Below are 435 nucleotides of genomic sequence, written 5' to 3' on the forward strand. Positions count from 1 at the left end.
AAAAGGCCGGGTTCCGCAAGATCGGTGAGCGTCGGCAGTCCGGCTACTGGCTCGGGCAGTCCGCCAACGAAACACTCATGGACGCCGTTCCCGCCGACTTCCCCGGCCCGTCCGTTGTGCGACACATCGTTGAACCCTCCCGGTAGGCACCCATACCGGCCCCAGCGCCGGGGTGGTCGGTGCGAGCCCGCCTCGCCGCTGTCAGTGTTGCCAGGCCACGTTCAGTGACTGCACAGGGGGCCGTATGGGAGGCATGGGGTGAGGAGGGGGACCCGCTATGCCGCCCTCCTTACCCCGACGTGCTGCGGGTGCGGCTGCCAGGGGCGCAGACCCCCCACGTGGCCTGAGGCCCCACGGCGCCCGCGCATGGCTGGTGCGGCACGCGGTACGCGGGCGTCCGTCGGGTGGGGTGCTACTTCGGCGGGGGCTTGCGCA

The sequence above is a fragment of the Streptomyces sp. JJ66 genome (assembly GCF_019303495.1).
GTDB lineage: Bacteria > Actinomycetota > Actinomycetes > Streptomycetales > Streptomycetaceae > Streptomyces.